9 protein-coding genes and 3 pseudogenes are annotated in these 20782 nt (G+C 68.7%); 6 read left to right on the top strand and 6 right to left on the bottom strand.

Annotation, left to right across the window (positions count from 1 at the left end):
• Window positions 1-117: 117 nt before the first annotated feature.
• Both AQJ27_RS49910 and AQJ27_RS49915 read right to left on the bottom strand, forming a co-directional pair.
• The gene (locus AQJ27_RS49910; RefSeq protein WP_067385497.1) at window positions 118-768 is read right to left on the bottom strand and encodes a DUF6338 family protein; all 651 of its coding nucleotides are present in this window, start codon (window positions 766-768) and stop codon (window positions 118-120) included.
• Window positions 765-5591: a CHAT domain-containing tetratricopeptide repeat protein gene (locus AQJ27_RS49915; protein ID WP_067385499.1), complete on the bottom strand. Its 4827-nt coding sequence runs from the start codon at window positions 5589-5591 to the stop codon at window positions 765-767. Before AQJ27_RS49915 ends, AQJ27_RS49910 begins: the two co-directional genes overlap by 4 nt.
• Before the next feature lie 525 nt (window positions 5592-6116).
• On the opposite strand from AQJ27_RS49915, the pseudogene AQJ27_RS49920 reads away from it, so the two are divergent.
• From AQJ27_RS49920 to AQJ27_RS49930, 3 genes and pseudogenes are all read left to right on the top strand, one after another.
• Window positions 6117-8456: pseudogene (locus tag AQJ27_RS49920) on the top strand (helix-hairpin-helix domain-containing protein); the annotation flags it as partial.
• Between the two features lie 62 nt (window positions 8457-8518).
• Window positions 8519-9517 (top strand): DNA polymerase Y family protein, encoded by a 999-nt coding sequence (locus tag AQJ27_RS49925; protein ID WP_235614028.1) that lies wholly within the window; start codon window positions 8519-8521, stop codon window positions 9515-9517.
• A gap of 54 nt (window positions 9518-9571) precedes the next feature.
• The gene (locus AQJ27_RS49930) at window positions 9572-10204 is read left to right on the top strand and encodes a hypothetical protein (RefSeq protein ID WP_067385503.1); all 633 of its coding nucleotides are present in this window, start codon (window positions 9572-9574) and stop codon (window positions 10202-10204) included.
• A gap of 1096 nt (window positions 10205-11300) precedes the next feature.
• Here AQJ27_RS49930 and AQJ27_RS49935 read toward each other — a convergent pair.
• Together AQJ27_RS49935 and AQJ27_RS57120 are read right to left on the bottom strand one after the other, a co-directional pair.
• The gene (locus AQJ27_RS49935) at window positions 11301-15347 is read right to left on the bottom strand and encodes a trypsin-like peptidase domain-containing protein (protein WP_159064656.1); all 4047 of its coding nucleotides are present in this window, start codon (window positions 15345-15347) and stop codon (window positions 11301-11303) included.
• Window positions 15348-15358: 11 nt separating this feature from the next.
• Window positions 15359-15670, bottom strand: coding sequence for a trypco2 family protein (locus tag AQJ27_RS57120; RefSeq protein WP_053748183.1), 312 nt, complete (start codon window positions 15668-15670; stop codon window positions 15359-15361).
• A gap of 248 nt (window positions 15671-15918) precedes the next feature.
• On the opposite strand from AQJ27_RS57120, the pseudogene AQJ27_RS59980 reads away from it, so the two are divergent.
• Window positions 15919-16065 (top strand): annotated as a pseudogene (locus tag AQJ27_RS59980) (IS5-like element IS4811 family transposase); the annotation flags it as partial.
• Here the strand turns inward: AQJ27_RS59980 and AQJ27_RS54255 are convergent.
• Window positions 16062-16691 (bottom strand): nucleoside deaminase, encoded by a 630-nt coding sequence (locus tag AQJ27_RS54255; protein WP_079065923.1) that lies wholly within the window; start codon window positions 16689-16691, stop codon window positions 16062-16064. The pseudogene AQJ27_RS59980 and the gene AQJ27_RS54255 overlap by 4 nt on opposite strands.
• Before the next feature lie 391 nt (window positions 16692-17082).
• Here AQJ27_RS54255 and AQJ27_RS49945 point away from each other — a divergent pair, with 391 nt between their 5' ends.
• Complete coding sequence (locus tag AQJ27_RS49945; RefSeq protein WP_067385507.1) at window positions 17083-18972, top strand: SMI1/KNR4 family protein; 1890 nt, start codon at window positions 17083-17085, stop codon at window positions 18970-18972.
• A gap of 60 nt (window positions 18973-19032) precedes the next feature.
• Here the strand turns inward: AQJ27_RS49945 and AQJ27_RS57125 are convergent, their stop codons facing one another.
• Window positions 19033-19170, bottom strand: coding sequence for an ACT domain-containing protein (locus tag AQJ27_RS57125; RefSeq protein ID WP_159064657.1), 138 nt, complete (start codon window positions 19168-19170; stop codon window positions 19033-19035).
• Window positions 19171-19855: 685 nt separating this feature from the next.
• On the opposite strand from AQJ27_RS57125, the pseudogene AQJ27_RS49950 reads away from it, so the two are divergent.
• Window positions 19856-20146: pseudogene (locus AQJ27_RS49950) on the top strand (phosphotransferase); the annotation flags it as partial.
• Between the last annotated feature and the right edge of the window lie 636 nt (window positions 20147-20782).

Consider the following 20782-nt stretch of genomic DNA (forward strand, 5'->3'; position numbering starts at 1 on the left):
TTACCGTACGGGTGTCTTGTAGGTCTCGGACGTCGCCGAACTCGCGCTCAACGCGCTTGCGGCGGCGGAAGGGCCAGATACCTCTCATTGCGGCGTCTCCTCATTGTCGGGGTGTGATTAGGGGTATAGCCATTCGACGATGTCACCGTCCTTGAGTGACACCCAGACCCCGGCAGTCGCGTTCACCGGGTCGCCGATCGTGCCGTCCGGGGCGATGTGGTGCTGGTCCTCGATGAAGATGTCGCGTGGCTCGGGGTAGGTACTGACGAACGATTTGGTGGCGAACCAGCCGCCGACCCATCGGCCGTCGCTGAGCCTGATCCGCACCCACCGGCCTTCCAGTCGGCTGGCGACCTGGTCCCACGCTGTCGGCACGGGCGAGTTCGTGGTGCCGCGCGCTGGCACTCTGACCGGGAACCGGCCGATTGCCCTCGCCTCGCGCCAGCGTGGCTCTCCGTGCCGGAGATAGGCGAGCAGTGCTGGGACGAGTAGGCCGAGACAGAGGACGGCGAGGGCGGCGAGGCGGGGGTGCGCCCGCAGAGTGTCAGTGCCCTCGGTGACCCAGCTGACCGCTGTCTTGCCGAGCACCAGCAGGTACACGGTGTCGAGGAGGATGCTGACAAGGATCGCCTGCAGGACCCGGGGCGTCCAGCCGCGGTCGTGGGGGCGATTACCGGAGACGGTCGCCCGGACTACGCCGTAGACGATGCCGGGCAGCACCAGCACCAGAAAGACGGCGACGGCGTACGCGGTCGTGGGGATGGTCATCGGGGTCCCTCGTCGGGCGGCCGGTTCGCGCTGTCGACCCCGTCGGCCCACTCCCGTAGCTCGTTGACCGCAGCGCCGAGTTCAGCAGGCAGTTGCTCGCCGGGCCCGGTGAAGTATTGGTTGATGTCGGCGAGCATCTCGTGGACGACGTTTATGCCCTCGCTTGTCCGGTGCAGCGCGATGAAACTGCGGGCGAGTTCGACTTGGAGGCGCAGGAGTTCCGTCCGCCACCAAAAAGCGTCCCAGCCATGCTCCCGGAGCGTGGTGATGGCGAAGCGCAGGCACTCGATCGCGTGGTCCGTCGACCCGGTAGCGTGGAAGACCTTGGCGGCATCGGCGCTGGCGATGGCGGCGAACGGCCGGAACCATTTGACATTGGTCGGAATCAGTTCGGAGTAGAGCTCCACGGCACGTTCCGCCACCTCCAGCACGTGATGGTGATCGAGGTCCCGGCGTGCCAGTCCGGTCACGGACAGGTGGGTGCAGTACGCGGCGAGCGCGGCCCGGGCTCGTACCGGCTCGTGTTCGATTGCCTGCCCAAGCAGGTCGAGTACCTGGATGGGTGACGCTGTGCCCATCACCGCCTCCGTGCTCTCGCCCATCCGGGCAGCCAGTTCGTGGACGGCTTCCCGCACCGTCGACCACTTGCTGGCATGCCCGTCGATGTCGTACGCCACGACGAGAGCATCGACGGCTTTGGAGGTCAGTCCCAAGCGTTGTGCCTTCGCCGCAGACTGGATGAGCCGTCGCCGCCCGTCCAGCTGACGCTCTGGGGTGTCGCCGCGTCGTCGGTCATCCGCCACCGTCTCTAGTGTGGCGTCGATGGCAAGGTTGCGAAACCAACGGCGTGGGCTCGTCGGGCGAAGCTGCTCTGGCCGGGTGAGGGGCTGACCGGTCCGCAGCCGCGCGCCGATGACGGCGCACGCCATGAACGCGAGCAACATGAGCAGCCAGTATCCACCGAGTTGCACGAATTCGGTGACTCCGAATTCTTGGATGCCCCCGAACCGCATCGGCCACCAGCGGAAGTCCGACCACGGCCACTTCCACCGGGGGTAAAGCAGGGGGAGCAGGACGTTGGGTACCGGCGACAACCCCGCCTTGAGACTTGCCAGCCCGACGAGCCAACTCACCAACCCGGCCAATGGGGCGACGGGCTGACTGATCGTGGCGACGAACCAATTGGGTGCCCGGCGCAGGCCCCGCAGTACGGTGGCCCGGTGCGCCGCTCCGGCGACCTCGACGCCCGCCAGGGCAACGAACAGTAGCGCCTTCAGTGCTTCCGGCAGGCCCGTATAGCGCAGTGTCGCACCTGTGATGAGGACTCCGACAGCGGTCACCACGGCGAGCGCGAACATCGGCCGCGTCAGTTCGGCGAGGTAGCCGGTCATTTGCCGCTGGATATTGTCGAGCAGACGTCGCGGTTTGTTCCGCTCCTCAATCATGGCTAAGGCCAGAAGTCCTCGCACGGTCCAGTCACGTCGCGACGGGGCGAGCCATCTGCGGTGCCGACGAAGCCACATACGTAGCTGCTTCAATGTGGCGGTGTCGGTGGCCGTCCTCAGACTTTCGTCAAATTGGCGTGCACCGATTTTTTCCCGGACGTCGTTGAGTACACTCAGCGGTTCCCAGATAGCGCCCGATGCAGCGCTCCCTCGGGCGACCTGGAAGGCTCGAACCGCAGCGACTATCGCGTCGTCGTGCATTCCCTCCCACCTGTAGAGGTCGGCGAGTTCGGCCAGCCCCTCGACCCGGGTCTGGTCGTCGTCGATATCCTCGGCAAGATCCAGTGCCTCGTCCAAAGCGGCCACTGCCGACTCGTAGTTGTCTTCGTGCCGGTACAGGGCCGCCATCATCCGGTACGTGCGAGCCTGGCCGGGCAAGTCGTAGGTGGTCTTTTGCATCTCCAGCGCGCTGTCGTAATACTTTTCAGCCTCACGGATCTGGCCTTTGTCCACGGCGAGCCCGCCGAGCCGTTGGTGGATCAGGCCAGCAGAGGCGAAGCTGACCGACGGATGCGCGATCGCGATCGACGCAGCGTTCTCGTAGGCGACAGTGGCCTCATGCCACTGACCGCGCGACCGGTACAGGTCGCCGATGTCGATGTGCACCAGGCAGGCGGACCGGTGGTCTTGTTCGGCTTCATAGCGCGCGAGGGCCCTGCGCAGGAGTGTCTCGGCCTCGGTGTAGCGCTTCTGCTTGAGGTCGGCAAGACCGAGGTACCGGTAAGTGTCGGCGATGCCGTGTGCCGCGCCGAGCTCTTCACCGCGGGCCCGTGCCTGGTCCAGCAGTTTCTGGCCTTCACTCTTCTCGCCGTTACGGATGGCGAGGACGCCGAGCCGACGCAGGGTCCCGACGATCTCGGCCTCATGGCCGACCCGGCGGAACGTGGCCAGGGCCCGGTCGAAATACCGCTGCGCCGTCGTATCGTCTCCTGCGAGGACCCAGAGGTCACCGATGCCCCGCTCGATGCGGGCCGCGTCCGCTGACCCCAAAGGGACCCAGCCCCGCGCGTCCTTGTACAGGAAATGCGCCTGCGACCACCAGCCGAAATCGGCTAGCGCCCGGCACAGCTGGTCGTTGACCAACAGGGCCTCGTGCAGTTCACCGGCCGCATTCAGGTGATGGCGGGCCCGCAGCAGCGTGCTCGCATCCAGGCGGCGGGCCTGCAGCAGCGCGGCGGCCGGAGTGCCGGGCTCGTCGTCACGCCGCCAGTAGGCCGCGGCCCGGCGGTGCGCCTCGACCGCATCAGCCGGCCGCCCCCGCAGCAGGACACCAGCGACCCAGCGGTCGACGAGGTAACGATCGTCCGCCCGGGCGACCAGGCCGGCTGCGCAGAGGCGGTCCAGCACGGTGCCGAGCGGAATACCGGAGTCCAGTGCCTCGAACGCGTCGGCGCCGACCGGCACCTCGAACACCGCCGCGTCGAGAAGCAGCCGCCAGTCAGTGTCCATGGCCAGATGGGTCAGACCGGCGGCGTCCGCTGCTTCGTCGATGGCAGACTCAACGAGTCGATCCACCTCGCCGCTCCCGGCTGGCAACCCCTGACTGGCCCTCATCGCGACCTGATGGTAAATGCCCGGATGGCCGCCGACCGCCTGCAGGACTCGGGTCTGTGCGTTCGCGTCCAGAGTGGATAAACGTCGGGCGAGCAGGCGTGCCTCGACGGGGTGCAGAGGTCCGACTTGATGCCGGTGCATTCGGGGGGTACCGGGAAGGGCAAACCGCCGGCGGGCGGTGAGCACCAGCGGCGTGGTCGGCGTGAGCTGGGTCCAGGTGGTGAAGAACCAGGCGAGTTGCTGGTCGGCGAGCAGCCAGTCGGCTTCGCCGGGCGCCGCCGGCGGCAGGAGCACAGCGTCGGGAACATTGGCGAGCAGCAGCACGGGGCCGTATTGAAGCGCCGGCCAGATCGTGTCGAGGTAGCGGAACCAGGAACCGACGCCTTGCCACGGCACCAGATCCAGCGCATCAGCGATGCTGTCGAGGACACCACCGACCCCTCTGTCACAGCGGACACGGACAATCCGTGGCGCTCCCGGCAACCGTTCGGCGAGTGCATTGGCCAGGCTGCGCACCCCGCTGCCGCCAAGGCCGTGCAGCATTATGTGCGGCTCGTGCGACTTCAGGACTCGCCCCAGCGTGCGCAACTCGGCGCGTCGACCGACGAACGGAATACGGGCCGCTCGCTGGGGCACCGGCCCCTCAGCGGGCATGTACAAGGGACCAGGATCTGCGCCGGTGAACAGCGTCGGCACCCACCATTCCACCTGTGCCCGGCCGGGTGCCGTCCGATCGCCTTGCTCCCTCGCCTGCTCCAGGCCCTGGCGGGCCTGGGTCAACGCCGTCAGCGGATCGACGGCGGAGTCCGCGGCGAGTAACTGGTAGAACATGCCCGCGAGTTCGGTTGCATAGAGGTCACTCACCGTCGCAGTCATAGCCAGGACGGTGGGAACCCCGTGCTGGAGCAGTCCCCGCGCCATCCCCTTGAACTCATCTGAGTCCTCGCTACTGGTCTTCATGCCCGACCCCGTAGAGCAAGCCGAGAGTACGACGAGGGGTGGCACGTGTCCCGATGACAGCAAGGCTGAGGCAAAGCGGGCGGTGGACACGTAGTCGGGGTAACCCTCGTCGTCCTCCAGTACCAGCACCCCGGGCCCGGCGTGAGCCGTCACGTGCAGCACATGGAACGCTCCGGTACGCAACTTCGCTTCGATCCCTGCGAGGGAACCCCACTCCAGTTTCTCGAACTCGGCTCCCTGGCTACCGTGCACCGCTGGATCGGTCGCGGAAAGCAGCCGGTCGACCTCAGCTTCGTAGTCCAACCGCTCGTCGTCGCCGCGCTCAGGGCTGGCGACGACGGCGAGGATCCGTAGCGGCCCGGCGGTCGGCACCGCCGCCACCTGGGACCGCGCCGGCACAGTGCGGAACACCTGCAACCGCCGGTCCAGCGCGAACGACTCCGACTCCCCAGGCGGTACCGTCAGCTCCCACGGCAGGTCAGCAAGGGCAGGGTCCTCGACCTCGACCGCGAGCCGCAGCGCTTCCTGCGCCCCCAGCGCCGCACCGAGGGCGGCTCCGGCGTCTCCGGCCAGGAAGTGTTCTCCCAGCTGTCTGCCGAGCCGGTCCAAGGCTGCCACGTATCGCTCGACCGGCGCGTCGGTCGCTGCTGTGCCGACGCCCGCCCGGCGCCGCGCTTTCGCCACTGCCCGCAACTCCGCGTCGATCTGACCCCGTTCCCCGCCTGGACGGTGCCGAGCCATCACGCCGCCGTGGTCGAATGCCACCTCGTCGACGGTGATGCGCAGCCGCGCGATCGCCCCCATATATGCAGACTAGAGTCACAGACCGTAATCTGACCCCTTTTTGCGACAATCGAACCAGACCTGGATGATCGGCTCTCATGGTCCTCCGCCCCTGCTGACCTATCAACCTGGGCTCCTGCTGCGGGTCCGCTGATCGCAGCCCGCGTGCTTTTCCCGGCTTGCGTATCCGGTGGGTGTTCACGCGCGCCTGGCACTTGCGTATCTCCCCAGCACCGCATCGCCCGAGATTAGACGGGACAGCGGGACAGATCGAAGGCGAACCGTCCGAATCCCAGCGCCAGCAAAGGAGGTCTCGCCCCGTCCGTGGGCATGTCACCAGCCAGGCAAGGCTTCCACGGCTTGGGATCCTGCAGGCGATCCGTGACCGTCCATCGCCTGGGAACGCGTGGCTGAGATCCCGCTCAACGAGCCCATGGAGTAGACCACGAGATGGGCCAAGATCGTGAGACAGAAATGCCGTGTCCCTCAAATGAGACGACTGGAAAGCCCCAGGTCGTTACGGCGGAACAGGAAATTCCGAATTCGATCCTACACGTCCGGGCGATGGGTATCCGGGTCGCCGCGCGCGGCTCCGGCGCCGGATCGATGGTCAACCACAGCCTGTTCGTCGCCACCGCGAATCCGCTCGAGCACCGGCTTTTGTTCGAACGCTTCCTGTCCGAGCGCAGGACGTCGCTGCCGGACATCGACGTCGACGTGGAGTCCGCGCGCCGGCTGGAGGTGTACGACCGCATCTTCGAACGCTTCGGCAAGGAGCGGGTCGCGGTCACCGGCATGCCCGAGACCTACCGCGCCCGCCACGCGCTGCGCGATGCCGGGCTCGCGCTCGGCATCGCCCCGCAGACCGTCGACATGATCGCCAAGTCGTTTCCGCACATCCGCGCCTGTGACATCCGCTCCGCGCTCGCCGAGCTGCCCGAGCTGAAGCAACTCGCCGGCCGGGCCGAGGAGTACGGGCCGCTGTTCGAGCTCGCCGAGGGCCTGGACGCGCTCGTCCGCGGCTACGCCATGCACCCGTGCGGCGTCATCCTCTCCAACGCCACCCTGTTGGACCGGCTGCCGGTGCAACCCACCCCGGGCGGCGACTACCCGATGGTCCAGGCCGACAAGGAGGACGTCGAAGACCTCGGCCTGCTCAAACTGGACGTGCTCGGCGTACGCATGCAGTCGGCGATGGCGCACGCGGTCAACGAGATCCGCCGCACCACCGGAAAGCAGCTCGACCTCGACAACCCCGACCACGTCGACCTCGCCGACGAGGCCACCTTCGAGATGATCCGCCGCTCGGACACGCTCGGCTGCTTCCAGATCGAGTCGCTGGGCCAGATGGACCTGGTCGGGCGGCTGCAGCCGCGGCACATGCAGGACGTCATCGCCGACATCTCGCTGTTCAGGCCCGGCCCGGTGAAGGGCGGTATGCCCGCGCGGTTCATCGCCGCCCGGCACGGCGCAAAGCCGCACTACCCGCACCCCGACCTGGTGCCGATCCTCGACGACACGAAGGGGGTGGTGATCTGGCACGAACAGATCATCGCGATCCTCGCCCGCATGACCGGCTGCGACCGGGCCGCCAGCGATGTCGCCCGCCGCGCCCTCGCCGATCCCGAACGCCTGCCCAGCGTGGAGACCTGGTTCAAGGCCGCGGCCACCGAGCGCGGCTACGCCGAGCACGTCGTCGACGAAGTCTGGGACACGGTGAAGGAGTTCGGCGCGTACGGGTTCTGCCGCGCTCACGCGGTCGCGTTCGCGGTGCCCGCCGTACAGTCCGCGTGGCTCAAGGCGCATCATCCGGCCGCCCTGTATGCAGGGCTGTTGGAGCACGATCCGGGCATGTGGCCGATGCGGGTCATCGTCGCCGACGCCCGCCGCCACCACGTCCCCGTCCTCCCGGTCGACGTCTCCCGCTCGCACCCCGAGCACCGCGTCGAAGCCACCGGGAACGGCAGCTGGGGCGTGCGCCTCGCGCTGTCCACGGTGAAGGGGATGAGCGAGGCGGAGGCCGCACGGATCGCCGCCCACCAGCCCTACACCGGGCCGCAGGACTTCTGGCAGCGGGCCCGACCCTCGCGGCCGATCGCCGAGCGTCTCATCCAGATCGGTGCTCTCGATGCGGTCAAAGGCCCGCTGACGCGGCGGGATCTGCTGCTGCAGGCCACCGAACTGCACCGGCACGCCCGCAACCGCACCACCGCCGACGGACAGCTCGCACTCGGCGACACCCTCGTCAGCCCTGAACCCAGCGGCCTGCGCGAGATGTCGAGCCGGGAGCGGGTAAGTGCTGAGCTCGATGTCCTGTCCATCGACGTGTCCCAGCACCTGATGGAGCACCACCACCGGCTGCTGCGCGAGCTCGGCGCCACCGACGCCGCCCACCTGCAGCGCCTGCACCCCGGACAGCGCGTCCTGGTGGCCGGCGTGCGCGCCTCCACCCAGACCCCACCCATCCCGTCCGGCAAGAGGGTCATCTTCGTGACCCTGGAGGACGGCTCCGGCCTCGTCGACCTGGCGTTCTTCGACGACTCCCACGAACAGTGCGCGCACACCATCTTCCACTCCGGGCTGCTCCTGGTCCGCGGCACCGTCGAAGCCCGCGGCCCGCGCCGCACCGTGGTCGGCGAGATGGTGTGGGACCTGGAAGCCGTCGCGGCCGCCCGCCGCGACCACGGCCCGCAGGCCGCCCTCGACCTCCTCGGCCACAACACCACCGCGCCCACACCTGCCGGACCGGGAGCGCCGAAACCGCGGGTCCTGGAGGACGGCACGGCCGGCGCGACCCTGTCGGCATGGGCTGATCTTCAGCCCGCCGGCACCCGCTCGGCCGACCTGCGCCGCCTGGGCCACCGCAGCCCGGGGAGCGCGGGATAAACGCCCTCACCCCGCCGTATGGCGAACGGGCGGGCACCGGACGAGCCCGGTGCATTCTGCGCGTGCATTTCCACGAGGTGCGCGATCCCGCGCTGCTCGACCAACTCCTCACCCTCATCGAGGACTTCACCCCAGTCTGGCAGCCGCTGCCGCCCGACACCGTCGACGTCGACCTGACCGGCTCCCTGACCTACTTCGACGACAACCCGCACCACATCGCGCAGATGATCCAGATACGCGCGCTCGCCCTGTACGGCGTGCGCACGACCATCGGCGGCGGGAACACGGTGCAGCTCGCGACGATGGCGGCTGCCGCCACGGCGCCCGGCCGCGTCACGATCGTCGCCCCCACCGACGCGGCGACCGCGGCGTTCCTACGCCCCCGCCGGGTCGCCGACCTGCCCGGCATCGGACCGGCCACCGCCAAGACCCTTGCCCGGTACGGGATCTCCACGATCGGTGAACTGGCCAGCACACCCGCCACCGTGCTGACCCGCATCCTCGGCTCGGCCGCCGGCCGCCTGCTCCATGCCCGAGCCCGTGGCGATGACCCCAGACCCGTCACCCGCACCGCGCTGGTCCGCTCCACCAGCACCAGCCACGCCTTCGCCCGCGACGAACTCGATGCCGGCGAGCACCGGCGGGCGCTGCTCGGCCTGGCCGACGAGCTCGGCCTCAGGCTGCGCACCAAAGGTGAGGTGTGCCGCCCGCTCACCCTCACCGTCCGGTACGCCGACGGCAGCAGCACCACCCGCAGCCGCGCTCTCGCGGAGGCCAGCCACCACTCGCCTGTCCTCGCGGCCGCCACCCGCGATCTGTACGCCGGTCTCGGCCTGCAACGGGCCCGTGTCACCCAGATCGCCGTCCGGGCCGAGCAGCTGACCGCCACCGACGGCGCTCACCACCAGCTGCAGCTCGGCGACACCGACGACAAAGCGCACCGTCTGGAAGTCGTGACCGACTCTGCTCGCAGCCGTTTCGGCCCCCACGTCATCAAGCCCGCCGCCCTTGCGGAACACCGCTCGGCATCAGAAACAGGCACTACGCAGGTCCCGCGCTGAACTGCTCGACCGCAAACGCCTGACAGTTGGTGGCTGCCGAGGGAACATGTCCGCGTGACGGATCTCGCGGCGGTCTATGGCCTGATCGGCGCCTTGGGGGGAGCCATCCTGGGTGCTGGGGCAACTATTACGGCACCTGTGCTGCTGAACCGCAGCACCAAACGCCAGCAACAGCAGTCTGACGCCAGAGCCGAGTTCGATCGGCTCATGAGCCTGCGCAGGACGACCCGCCAGGCGTTGCTACTCCTCGGTGACGCGTACGAGGCACTGCTGCGTAATGAGCCTATTGACCCCAAGGAGTTCAGGGCTGCGATGAGTTCCGCGCAAAGGGAGGTGAGAGACAGCGCGGACAACGTCGAGCGCGATGGCCTCCGGTTCGTACATACGCGGGGCACCCCCGAGACGCGCTACGGGGAAGGGGCGTCACCGGAAGCCCAAAGTCTGCGCAACCTCGCCGAGGCGATGCAGCGGATGACGCGGAGCGTCTGTATGGCCGCCGGCGAGCAGGGGGGTCCAGACCGGGAAACCTTGGAACTCATCGGCCGCCAGTACAACGCGGTGGAGCAGCGGCGCCGACACCTACTGGGCGCACTCCTCGATCGCATGGACATGCTGCAGAGTGAGGGGCTCGGCAGGCGCTTGGCGCCTCTCGGATCCGGGCGCCGCGAACGGAATCGGACTCGCTGACAACCTTCGGTGGCAGAACTCAGCCTTCAGTGGCACAGGACATCGAACACGCGAGATGCAGGTGCGGATTGGTTGTTGTCCGCGGACAACAACCAACACAACACGCTCCCTCAATACTCCAGCACGACCCCGGCCGCAGCACGGTCGGCGGCCCTGGCGCGTTGGCCCCGCCCGGCGCGCAACACCGGCGAGCGCGCCCCGATCCCCGGCAGCGGCCGCGCCGCCGCCCATCCCGCCCTCCCTCTCCTCAACTCCAGCCAGGGCATGGGCAAAAGCGGTCGCAACGGGGATGTCAGAGGCCCGACCACGCCCGTACCAGTGGGGGTGACCTGCACGGATGCGGCGGCGTCGGCGAGCCTCGCGCAAGAGAAGTCGCAAGAGATGCCGCAGGAGAAGACGCAAGAGTTGGCGCAGGTGTAGGTTCCGCGATTTCATGAGCACTGGCTCCTGCGGAAACGTGGAATTCCGGGCTCGATGCGCACTGCTGATGTCGCCTCAGGATGCACAATCACGCTCGTGGGGCTATATGATGGTCACTTTTAGTAACCAACAGCGATCGATCTGCTTGTGCGCTGTACCGGTGGTGCTCCGCCGGATTTCGCGCGAAGCCCGGGTCCTCGTCCGGAAACTTCGCGACCCCTCACTGCCCATCAATGCCTGATGGCGCCCGGAACTATGGAGTGCTGCGCCATTGCCCTGAAGGGGTATCGCCGAAAGGCCGTCTGGGAAGACATTCCGGATGAGCCCCCCATGCCGGCTCGACCGCCTTGTCCTCCTCCCTTCCAGTTTCGCTTGGAACTCCGACTCTCGACTGGTTGGCGATGCCCTGGAGACGGTGATGTCAGCTGCCGAGTGCGTCCTCGACGACACCCGCTACCTGCTGCCCGCCGTGACATGGCAGATCGGTGCCGAGCTGGTAAGTGACTGTGCCACCCCGACTCCTCGCCCGAGCACCCCTACGGGCTGTGCCCATACCCGCCTACGCCCTGGCTGCGGTCTGGGCCTGCCACGCGGCGCCCGCCCAAGCGGCCGACAGCAACGCCGACTCGTATTCTCCAGTCAGAGGCAAGACAGCAGTGTGAACGATCACGGGCGGTCAGCTGTTCCTGGGGGCTCGAAGCGTCACTTGTTCGGCGGGCGGCCGGATTACCCCGAGCTGGGCTGCGATCTCTTGTAGGCACGCCGGCTCCAGGGCGGCCAGTGGGGCAATGACGTCCTCGACGAAGCCGTGGGCCAGGGAGCGCTTGACCAGGTCGACGGACGGCGGGGAGGTGACGGCCGCGGCGAGGGCCAGGCAGTAGGCGTCGTCGTCCTGGAGGTCGTCAATGAGGGGGAGGGCCTCGGTCAGGAGGCTGGCGTCGAGCATTGCTTTGACCATGTCGGTGAGGACAACCTCGGCCAGCACGTCGTTCAGCCGGCGGGCTTCTGCGTGGTAGCGATCCCAGAGGCGCAGGCGGACGACTGCTTCCAGCGGCACGGTTTCGGTCCCGGTGCCACCGCCCGTGACCAGGGTGGCGTGCTGCAGCGTATCCAGAAGGCAGGTGAAATTCTCGGTGAGGCCGGTGGCCCGGCAGGCTGCGGTGAGCCAGGGACGGGCCCAGAGGCCGCTGTCCAGCGTCACGCCCAGGTCTGCGGTTGCGGCGAGTTGAGCCGTGACACCGCGGCACAGGGGTTGGTGGCCGGCGTCGCACATCTCGACGATCATCGCGGCTGCCTGTTCCTGACAGCGGGCTAGGTCCTGCGGGGAACTCGCGGGCATGGTCAGGGCCGTTTCGCGGATCAGGGAGATCGCCGAGGGGATGTCGTCCGACAGCAGGTGCGCGCGCAGCTCGAGTGTGCGGCCGGGGAGGTCGGTCTTGGCGAGCCGGCGTGTCAGATTGAGGGCCGCGTCGGCGTGCCCGGCGCGGAGGTGGAGGGAGATGAGCTTGTGAGTGACGCGGGTACGCCAGCCGGCCACGCTCGGGTCCATCGACTTCTCGATGCCTTCGGTCACCTGGGCGATGAGCAGGTCGAGATCGGCTGAGCGGTGATCGTCGTGCGCTTCGACGGCTCTGGCGGCGTCCAGCAGGATGTCGATGCGGTCGAGCTGATCTGCCTCGAACCCCGCCGCGATCCTCAGGGCGTGGTCGAGGTGGCCAAGCCGGGCGGCTGCGCTTGCCACAGCCCGCGCGTCCCACTTGGCACTTGTGTCGTCGCCGTCCTGCAGCACCGTGTTGAGGGCCAGTTCCAGGGCCGGCGTGGCCAGGTCCGTTCGTCCGGCGGTGCCGGCGGCCCGGGCGAAGGTCGCCAGGTCGGTGGGCGGCGGTGTGTTCCTGGTCTCGTCGAGGGCCGCCTCCACCTCGCGCACCACGGGAGTGGCGTTCTGGGGCGTGTCGGAGTCGAGCAGTACCAGGGCGATCTCCGTGAGGCGGCCCGCACGGACAGAGGGGATGGCGATGTCCTGGGCCAGGGCGACCGCCAGCGAGAGGTGGCCGTTGGCCAGGGCAGACGTTGCGGCGTCGGCGAGCAGCTCGTCGGAGGCCCCGGGCTGCCGAGGATCGAGGCCGTGGGCCGCAAGGGCGGTGTAGGCGAGCTCGACAAGATCGAGACCGGGAGAGGCCGAGGCGGGCAGGGCGAGCAGGTGGCGGGCCCGGTCCTCGTCCTGGTAGGCGGCCGACTCCACGAGTTCGGAGGCGGTGAACTCATCATTCAGGGCGGTGAGAAGCACCTCGGGCACGTTTCGACGGCCTCCCTTGGCGAAGTACTCGCTGCAAGCGGTGAGGAGGGCTCGTTTCCTGCCATCCCGGTCCAGGTCGGCGAGGTGCTGGACGAGGCGGTCGAGGTCGCCGAGAGCGGCGAACGCCGGGGCGAGGAGGCCGCAGAAGTCGGGGCGGTCCTCGGCATCGGCGTGTTCGATGGCCTCCTCGATGAGGGGCCGTGTCAGCGCGGGATCGATCTCGGCCAGTGCGTCGGCGGCGTCGGTGAGGGACCAGCCTGGCTCGTCGCCGCTCTCGGTGATGGCTTCCCGAGCGAGATCGGCGGCGCCTGGTTCGCCGTGCCGCGCAAGCACGAGGGCTGCGCGCACCGTATGTGGCATCCGCTCCAGGGGCAACCTCCCCCGTACGGCCATGGCTTCGTGGATGAGGTTCCGTGCCTCGGTCGGCTGGCTGTCCAGCAGGTGCTCGCCGATCGCCAGCAGCGCGTCGGCCTGCACGTAGACGTTCTGCAGGGTACGGGCGAACTGGATGCCCTCCTCGGCTCGGCCGAGGCGTACCAGCAACAGCGGATACGTGGAGGGCATGGTGAAGTTGTCGCCCTCGATGCGCTTGCGAAGCAGCGACACCCGCGTCAGCAGGGTGAGGTCGCAGTCGGGGGCTGCCTCGAGGAGCCTTGCCGCGTTCGACAGTTCGGACAGCGCGGCCAGATCGCCGTCGGTCCGGCGGCGGAGCAGGGCGCGGCGCGCGGGGGAGGCCAGGGCTGCCAGCGTCCGGCCGGCACCTTCGGTGAGCAGGAGGGTCGGGTACGCCTCGGTCAGGTAGTCCGGGGTGTCATCGGGCCAGCCGGCCGCGGCGAAGCCGAGGGCCCAGCCGTCGATGGCGGTGCGGGCATGGGTGAACTCCTCGGGTTCCAGGTCCTCCTGGACGGCGACGGCCAGGGTGTCATGGGCGAGGGTGTACCGGGTTGGCGTACCGGGGCGTGACTCCACAACCCGGGAGAGCCCCCGCTCCAGAGTCCGGCGGATCGCCAGCGCGGAGTCGTTGACGATCGAGGCGATGTCCCTGCTGCTCAGCGCGCCGCCGGCGACCGCCATCGTGGTCAGGACGATGCGCGGGACAGCCTCGGCGAGTACGTGATCCAGCTCTTGGCGGGCGCGCAGGAGAAGGCTCGTCGCCGCGGGGAACGGTGCCAGCACCTGGCGGCGGCAGGTTCGCAGCGGGTGGCTTCCGTCCACGTCGAGCGGCACGTCAGAATGGCGGCTCGTCACCAGGACGTGTGCCGCCGGACCGAGAGCGGCCGGGAGCTGCGCGGCGATACTGGGCTCAGCCAGCTCGCGGTAGTCGTTCTCGTCCAGGCCGTCGACGAGCAGCAGCAGGGAACGTCCAGGGATCCGCATCGCGCGTCCCCAGAGGCTAAGGAAGGCGGCCGCGTCCGGTTCGGCGGGCGGGAACTCGCCCAGCAGTGCGGCGAGCTGGTCACACACGGCCCGGTGGAACTGCTGGACGCGCACCTGCCCATCGCGCCGGGAGATGACGAACGACACCACGTCCAGCCCGGGGTGGAACCCCGTGGCGAAGCGGGTCACCAGCGAGGTCTTCCCGGCCCAAGGACCGGCGACGAGCACTAGATAGGGGTCCGGCCCGGTCGCGAACGCCAGGAGGTCGGCGAGCTCCCGGTCACGGCCGGTCAGTTCGGCGCACCGGGCCGCGTACTGGCGCAACATCGCCTCGTAGGCCGGGCGACGCCGCTCCTGCCCGCGCAGGGGTTCCGGCACGACGCCGTGCGAGGCCAGCAGCTCACATGCGGCGGTGGCACTCGGCTCGGGCTCGCGCTCGCCTTCCGCTCGCGGCTCGTACACGCCGATCACCGCAGCCAGCCGCACGGCCTCCAGCCCGCCCGAGTGGGCCGACTCCACGACGACGCCGACAGCCGACCCCTCACAGACGACACCTGCGCCTGAAAAACCGTTCCAGTCGCGCGCTTCCAGGCGGCGGCCATCCGCCCGATGCAGCAGCAGGCGGCCCCGCTTCACACTCGACCCGAGCGGGATCACCCCGTCGATCTGGTCGCTGTCGCGCCAGGTCGCCATGTCCGTGTCCGTCCAGCTCTGATGGCGCGGAAAGCCGATCGCGGTAAACAGAAGCCGTCCGTCAGCCTCGTCCGGTACAACTCCGATGGCCATCGGAGCGACCTCGTCGAGAGGGACGTCCGGAGCGAGTTCGACAAGCGCGACGTCCAGCCGGTCACCTCGCCACACCGTCCGGCCGGTGACGACGATCTCGTCGGGGGCGCCGCCGGACAGCCGCACGCTGACCGACCCACCGCCCTCGACCACATGCCCGGCCGTCACCACCAAGGACGTCGCCAGCCGCAGCCCCGAGCCGTACCCGGTGCCGCCGTCCTGCTCGACCAGGACCTCGACGCACCGCCCGGCGAGCGAGTCCACCACCACAGACCTCAGCGCGGGAGCTCGGGCAGCCGGTCGATGACCGACAGCGGCCGGCCGGCGTCGTCGGTGGGCGTAAGGGTCATCCGCACACGCTGCGTCCGGCCGCCGCTGCGCTTGCCGTCGGCACCCGCCTCGACCACCCACAGCTTCAGCCCGCCGCGCCCGCCTGCCTCCCGCGTCATCGTGACCTCGAACTCCAGCTCCACAGCCCCGACGCCGAACTTGACTCCGCGGCCCGCCCCTTCCTGCTGTGCCGTCTCCAACTGATCGCGGAGTACGCGGATGTAGTCGGCCAGGGGCACGCCCTCGGGATCGCTCATCAGATGCTGCCTCCACGTATGTCGATACCCACGAGTCTGCCAGGCAGCTACCTTGTTCGTATGCGAACCGGATTCGTTTGACCTTGACGCGCCCGCGCACCTTCCCTCTCGACATGGACCCAACCCATCGAGACGAGGGGAGGCATGTTCACGTACCAGCAGATCGAGCACTACCGGACTTTCGGATTCGTCGTGCTGCGCGGGCTGTTCAGCCCGCAGGAGACCGCCCGGCTCACCGCCGAGGTGACCTCGGCTGGTGCATGAACGCACGCGACTACGAACGTCTGCCCCAACACTCCGAAGCACACCTGAACTGGGCACTCATCACCATGATGACCCGACGCCTGACCCGCAAGAACCCCGCTGCCTCTTGGGCCAAGAAGCGCTCCGGCTAAAGCCCGGCATCCGCAATCCGCGGCAAAGCGAGCTGATAGGCAGTCTCAGCCGTTTCGGCTTCCGCGAAGCCGGGGATGCCGAGAGATTGCCGCGCCAGTGCGAGTAAACCACCGCTGGCTGCTTCCTCACCTGTCTCCGGCGCGTGACGGAGAGTCCAGAGGTGCATGAGCATCGCGCCGAACACGGCGAGGGGCCCTTCAACAGGTCCTTCCCGGTGAGCCCAGCGTGCTGCAATGGCACCGCCCACAGAAGGTACCTGCTCGATTCCGTGCCACAAGGGGTCCGGGGCGGCATAGACCACAGTGCCGACATGAGCGTGAAGGAGCGCGCCGCTACAGAGGAGACATGGCTCAAGCGTGGTGAAGAGAAGGTGGTCCTCATACCGGCGCCGGGATGACAGCTGGGCCAGCACATTGATCTCCGCGTGGGCAATGGCTGCCCCAGCAAGCTGCCCGGGTGGGGCAACTGTCTCCTGGCTGCGGTTCCGCCCGCTGGCCACCACCTCACCATCAGCATTCATCAACGCGGCTCCGATGGGCCGACTGCCCGCCCTGAACGCCTCCCACGCCAACTCGAACGGCAGTCGCCAGATCGCTGGCAGCGCTGTTGTTTCGTCACCAGGCATGCGCCGATTCTGCCTGGTCTGAACGCCCGATGAGAGCTCCGCAGGTGATCCACTGGACGTCTCCGCTCAACCGGTCACGTTGAAAAATAGCTACTGAGCTTGAGTTTTAACATCGGTCTCAAGATCGTTACCGCCGTGGTGCAGCTGTGCAGCTCAGCGCCTTGGTGGCCCGGTTCTTGCATAGCTACGGCAGACAGACATGTACCGGAGAGTGACGGCCCGTCTGGGCTTACCGCGGTACATGCGTGCAGCTCAACGGTGACAACACGGCCGTCCCTGCTGGAGCGGCCCAGGTCGCTGATCAAGACGGATGGCTACAGACGCCACCTGGTCGCAGCCAGACAAGAACAGGGCCGACACCGTTGTCGGTGCCGGATGACACCATCCGGCCATGAGCGATGAGTCTTTCAACTGGCACGAGTTCCTGGGACGGTGGCAGGAGGAGTGGGTTCCGCGCGCGGACGAGGACGAGGACGGCGGGCATTCCCTCGTCCGCCCGGGCAGGCCAGGGGCGGACGAGGCCGCGATCGCCGCGGCCGAGGAGCGGCTGGGTCGGCGGCTGCCGCCCTCGTACCGGGAGTTCCTAGCCGTGAGCGACGGGTGGCACGTGGACCAGACGGCCGGGGTCTATCAGCTCGGCGGCGCCGCGGACATCGACTGGTTCCAGGATCCGTTCGACATGACCCCGCTGTACGAGGAGAACCTGGGCGACAACCCGCGCGAGGAGGACATCCTGCTGGCCGGGATGTGGCAACGGGCGCTACGGCTGGAGACGGACTCCGACATGTCGTACGCCCTGCTCGACCCGGGCGACAGTGACCAGGACGGTGAGTGGGCGCTCTACCTCTACAAGGGCTGGGGCGGTGAACTGCCAGACCGCTACCCGTCGTTCCGCGCCTACATGAAGGCCATGTACCGCAGCTTCCACTCCGACCGGGTGGAGCGGCCCGACTTCGTGAACACGACCACGCGCGCGCAGGATGCCCATGTGGCGGAGGCCCGCCTGCTGGCCCTGCGCGGACGGTACGAGGAGGCCCTGCCCCTGCTCGAGGAAGCGCTGTCCTTCGGACGGCCACGCAGCGCCGTCCTCCTGAACCAGCTCCGGCATCTGCTGGCTCCGTGCAGCTCCCGGGATTACGGCAACCTGGTGGCCGACCCGCGCTACCTGCCCGAGCTTCTGCCCGTGCATGCCATGGCGCCGGCACGCGGCGAATGCCGGCTGGGCGGGGATGACCACTGGCTCGGGATGATGACCGCCCGCGGGGCCGCCCGGAAGACCGTCGAGGCCGTACTGAGCACGATGCGGGACGGCACCCATCACTACACGCCTCCCGGCCCATGGGGCCGGGCCGTCGCCGAGGCCCGGGAGTCAGCCCGCTGGGGGGCGACCGACGCCGCGTGGCGGGTGCTGCGGGACGCGCTCCCGCTGTGGGAGGCTCCCGGGCCCTTGCTGATCGCCCCGATCGGCCTGCTCGCCGATCCGGTCCTGGGTCCGCTGATCACCCCGGAGCGTGGGCGGGAAATCCTCGCGACACCGCGGGCCGGGGAGCGGGGTCCCGCTCCCGAGCCGGTGCCCGACCTCGACCCGCCGGGACTCGCCTGGTTGGCAGAGCCTGCGGCGAGCTGGCGGCCGCTCGATGGATACCGCTGTGTCTGGGTGGAGGGGATCGATCCTGCCCGACTTCCCGCCCTGATCGGGGAGGAAGGCACCGGACTGAGCGCGCCCACCGATCAGCGTGAGGCGTCCTGGCGGGCACCCCGGCCTCGCGAGCGGGAGGACGTGGAACTCTGGGAGGACCGGGCCGTGGTCGCCGTCGGCCGCACCGCCGAAGGGTGGGTCTTCGCCTTCGACGGCCACCCCCACCACCTGAACAAGCTGTTCCTGTCCCCCGCTCCGGCTGCCTCCTCGTCCGGCCGCGCGGTGGTGGTGTGGCGCGAGCCGAGGCGCTCGTCGCCGGGTGACCACCCGGCCGCATTTCACCTGTCGGTGGCCGAACAGAGCGAGGAGCTCTACGCGTTCACCGTGCGGGGTACGGAGATCCAGCGCTCCGGCGCAATACCCGAGGCGCTGGACCCCGCACGGCTGTTCCACCCGCAGGACACCGAACTGGACAACGAGCTGCGTGTGTTGGAGGCCCTGCACACCGAGCTCGGGCTCTCGCTCCCCCGCTTCGCGCTGACCCAAGGCAGGCTCCGCACCTTCACTACCCGGTCCTGGACCCGGGCGCCACGCGCGGGCGAGGGGTTTGCCTTTGCCAGCTTCGTGCGGCACCGGCCCTGAGCGGGTGCGGGCCCGCACCCCCGCGGAAGGCGGGCCCGCCCGGGACGACCGGCCGTGGTCTCAGCTCAGGTTGATCGCGCGGGCGCTTGCTGCGCCGACCTCTTGGGTGACCTTCGTGAGTACCGGCTGCGGCACCGTGTCGTCCACGGTCAGAGCCCTGTTCTTGTCTGGCTGCGGCCAGGTGGCGTCTGTAGCCATCCGTCTTGATCAGCGACCTGGGCCGCTCCAGCAGGGACGGCCGTGTTGTCACCGTGGAGCTGCACGCATGTACCGCGGTAAGCCCAGACGGGCCGTCACTCTCCGGTACATGTCTGTCTGCCGTAGCTATGCAAGAACCGGGCCTTGGTGAGCAGCCGGGAGATGAGCCTGGGCAGGTTTCGGGACTCCACCCCGGCGAGGTGCCGTGCCGCATGTGTTCCGTAACCTCTGCGAGCCTGACATCCGTGCTGGGCACGGCCACGCGATGAAGCCGTAGGCACCAATCCATGGGGCCAGGATGATCGATCCCGACAGCGAGTGGCGGCTCTGGAGCGGCAGTACCCTCATCGGCACGATCACCGTCGACGAGGCCGGCATGCCCTGGCAGCATGGACGTTTCCTTCCAGAGCCTGCCTTCAGCCAGTTCAGGCCCTGGTTCGACAAGGTCAACGCCATCGTCGAGGCTGAGGAGTTCGAACGGTTCGACAACGCCTACCATCGCATCGAAAGTGCCCTGACCGTGGTGTCACGGGGCCCGTTGCCGAGTTCCTCCTTCACATCGACCAGGACCGCGCGTGGTTCCGCTGGGACATGGAACCGTCAGCAAGTTAAGACTCAAGCTGAGCGGGGCTCGCCAGGGCGCGGGTCGTACAGCGACCGCCCGCCGGGGAACTGCCCGAGCTCGGCGCTCTCGGGCGTGATCGATTTCGACGCCATGTTCGCCGGCGATCCGGCGTGGGACCTCGCGGCCGCATGGGTGCTCCTTCCTTCGGGCGCCGCCTCACGGTTCTTCGACGTGTACGCGCATGCGGACGAGGCGACGATCCGGCGCGCCCGCGGGCTGGCTGCCATGAAAAGCCTGTTCCTCATGCTCATGGGGCAGCGCGGAGATCGGGGCCTTCCTGGCGGCAAGCCGACATGGGGACCCGCTGGCCGGGCAGCGCTCGATCGCGTTCTGACAGACGCTTTGATGTAGACACGGAGCGCCGCTCACTCGATCTATCCCAACGACCGCGGTTGATGACAGCCGGAGCGAAAAGTCCCAGCTGGTGACAACTGGAATGCCCAATCGGTGACAGGTACGCGCTCAAGTCCGCGCTCGGCGCCAGCTCACCGACCCACCTTGGTGTCACCTAACTCGCCCAGTCACACCTGGCTGGAGGCCGGGCGCACCGTACTCAACGTGCCTTCGGCAACGAGTCCAGTGGGCAGCGTTCCTCCCCCACGCCCCGGCCGGCCACTCGCCACACCGGCTCATCGGGTCCCTGCCGGGTCAGCTGTGCCAGCGTCGTGGTCGCCACGATGATCCGGTAGTTCACGCTGTGGACGTGCCGGGCGCGCTGGGGCGGCGGGGCGCAGGCCGCCTACATCGATGCAGGAGGTCGACCAGGTCCACCAGTTCCTCGCCGACGTCCGCGGCAACGTCGGCAGCGGGTTCGGGCAGAGCGTGGTCTGAGGACCCGGCGCGGCGGGCCGGCGATGTCGTCGGCCACCGCACCGTGCGCAATCGCGGTGCGCACCGTGAGGGAGTCCCGCAAGCGGGCCTCCTTGGGCTGGCTACGAGAGGTGGTGCATCATGCTGAGGTGCGGTGCGCAGTGCACGATGCCCCGC

The sequence above is a fragment of the Streptomyces olivochromogenes genome (assembly GCF_001514115.1).
In the GTDB taxonomy this organism is placed as follows: Bacteria; Actinomycetota; Actinomycetes; order Streptomycetales; family Streptomycetaceae; genus Streptomyces; species Streptomyces olivochromogenes.

Bases quoted from the DNA above. Each gene is read 5' to 3' on its own strand.
- AQJ27_RS54255 (WP_079065923.1), bottom strand. From the start codon at position 16,691: ATGCCTGGTGACGAAACAACAGCGCTGCCAGCGATCTGGCGACTGCCG.
- AQJ27_RS49910 (WP_067385497.1), bottom strand. From the start codon at position 768: ATGACCATCCCCACGACCGCGTACGCCGTCGCCGTCTTTCTGGTGCTG.
- AQJ27_RS57125 (WP_159064657.1), bottom strand. From the start codon at position 19,170: ATGGCTACAGACGCCACCTGGCCGCAGCCAGACAAGAACAGGGCTCTG.
- AQJ27_RS57120 (WP_053748183.1), bottom strand. From the start codon at position 15,670: ATGAGCGATCCCGAGGGCGTGCCCCTGGCCGACTACATCCGCGTACTC.
- AQJ27_RS49915 (WP_067385499.1), bottom strand. From the start codon at position 5,591: ATGGGGGCGATCGCGCGGCTGCGCATCACCGTCGACGAGGTGGCATTC.
- AQJ27_RS49945 (WP_067385507.1), top strand. From the start codon at position 17,083: ATGAGCGATGAGTCTTTCAACTGGCACGAGTTCCTGGGACGGTGGCAG.